The organism is Helicobacter sp. UBA3407 (genome assembly GCF_949747025.1).
Classification (GTDB): Bacteria; Campylobacterota; Campylobacteria; order Campylobacterales; family Helicobacteraceae; genus Helicobacter_D; species Helicobacter_D ganmani.
Genome location: NZ_CATKCB010000036.1, coordinates 1 through 1,962 on the forward strand (window position 1 = coordinate 1; position 1,962 = coordinate 1,962).

The 1,962-nt window shown below is 32.5% G+C and carries 1 protein-coding gene; it reads left to right on the plus strand.

From position 1 onward, the window contains the following. The first annotated feature begins 150 nt into the window (after positions 1-150). The gene (locus tag Q1553_RS00380) at positions 151-1,851 is read left to right on the plus strand and encodes a hypothetical protein (RefSeq protein ID WP_300842658.1); all 1,701 of its coding nucleotides are present in this window, start codon (positions 151-153) and stop codon (positions 1,849-1,851) included. Positions 1,852-1,962 lie beyond the last annotated feature (111 nt).

A 1,962-nucleotide genomic window follows, 5' to 3' on the forward strand; every position in this document is an offset into this window, starting at 1 on the left:
AGTCTTGTGTTGATTTGGAATATTTGAAAATTTATTTAGAGCCAAAGGAAATTTGGGTGAATCCTTGCAGGGTTGTTTTGGAATTTTTCATAGAGGGGGTTAAGGCTTTTGAAAAAGTTTGTGAGGTTTATAATAAGGAATTTTTAGATTTTGAAAATAGGTAAAAAAATAAAAACAATTAAAATTTATATGCAAAATTATGAATATTTTTCTATTTGTAAATTGCAAGCTTATACTAGAAAATATAAAGGCTTACTTGTCAGTATCACAGATGATGGGATTGGCGTTAGAATAATGAATATGCTAGTGAGTATGTATCTTGCAAATTTAAGTGGATATAAGTTTGGATTTGTGTGGAGAAGTGATATAAACGCTTGTGGGACAGATGATTTGAGAAACAATCTGGGTAAAAGTTATCATTATGATATTTTGTTGCCACAAATTGAGAGTGAGGAATATCTTTTTGATTCCAAATTCATTTCACAGCATTCTTATACAAAGCAAATTAAAAGAGAAAGCAAACATTTAGCAAGGAATATCCCGCTTTCTAAGTTAAAAGATAGTTTGCCATTTGAGGGGAGCTTTGGGTGGAGTTATCAAGATAGTGGAATGCATATTTTGGATGTAGATAAAAGTTATTTGCAGGAATTGCCTAAACTCTATTCACAGATTCCATTTAGCTCACATATTGTGGAGATTATGGAAATGGCAAAAATTGCGGCGCAAGCTTTGCAGGATTTTGTTGCTTTGCATTGGCGGGGAGGAGATGCGCTCTATAGTTATTTTATTAGAAGTCGCGGGAATCATTACAAAAAAGTAATGCCTATTGAAATTGCTTTTTTTATCATAAAAACCTATTTACCTAAAGGCAATCTTATTGTGTTTTCAGATGATATTGCTTCTATGCAAAGTCTGCTAGAATACGCAAAGGAGATTCCGACAAATTTTAAGCTTTGTAGTATTGTTGAGTTCTTGCCTGAAAACTTAAATGATGTAGATAGAATCTTTTTTGAGATTACCTTTATGTCCAAAGCTAAAGAGATATTTTCTGCTGGTAGTCATTTTTCTTACTTGGCTAGTGTGATAGGAAAAGGCAGGGAGCAAAACTTCACTTATAAATTTTTTGATGAAAAAATGCAAGTTGAGATTATTTTGCAATATTTAGAAAAAATCAAAATCCACCCCATAGCACAAGCTTTTTCTTATTTGCACCTTTATATATTGAAAAGAGGGGAGAGAGACTTTAAGTTTTTGGGGGATATGGCTTATAGGGCAATGAATTTAGACGAGAAAAACCCACTTTATAAAATAGCTTTTTTGGATTCTTTAATAAAGCAAGAAAGATTTAAAGAGGCAGATGAATTGTTGGCAAACATAGAGAAAAAGGGTGAGTTTTATAAAGTCTTTTGTGAGTGTGTTTTATCAAGATTTCAAGATATAGCGCAAGATATTTTTAAGAATGCTTATAGGGGTTCAAACATTATGAAAATGGCGGACGCAATAGCGCAACCTTGTGGGAGAAATTTGGAAAAAGGAGCGGTGGAGAGAGTAAGAGAGCATTTAAGCTATAAACTAGGAGAGGCTTATTTACAAAGCAATCTTTTTAATATGCCTTTTAGACTTTTAACTATAAAAAAAGAACACAAAATCCTTAAGAAACTACAAAAGAAAATGATAGAAAGAGGAGAGATGAATCCTCCAAAGCCATTGCATAGTTTTGCGGATTATTTTGAGGCTTTGCAAATGCAAAATGAGAAAGAGTTTAGAATCGGGCAACTCATCATTGAAGCGGATAAAAGTTTTTTAAAATTTGGTTTTCTCACTCTTTATTTTAAATGCAAGGGTTTTTAAATTTACGAATCTAAAAACTCCTTTAAAAACCCTTGGTGTAACACCGGAGTAAATTCTAAAACCTGATGGGTTGCAACAGAATTTAACGCATAAGGGTCGTTTTTGAAAAAC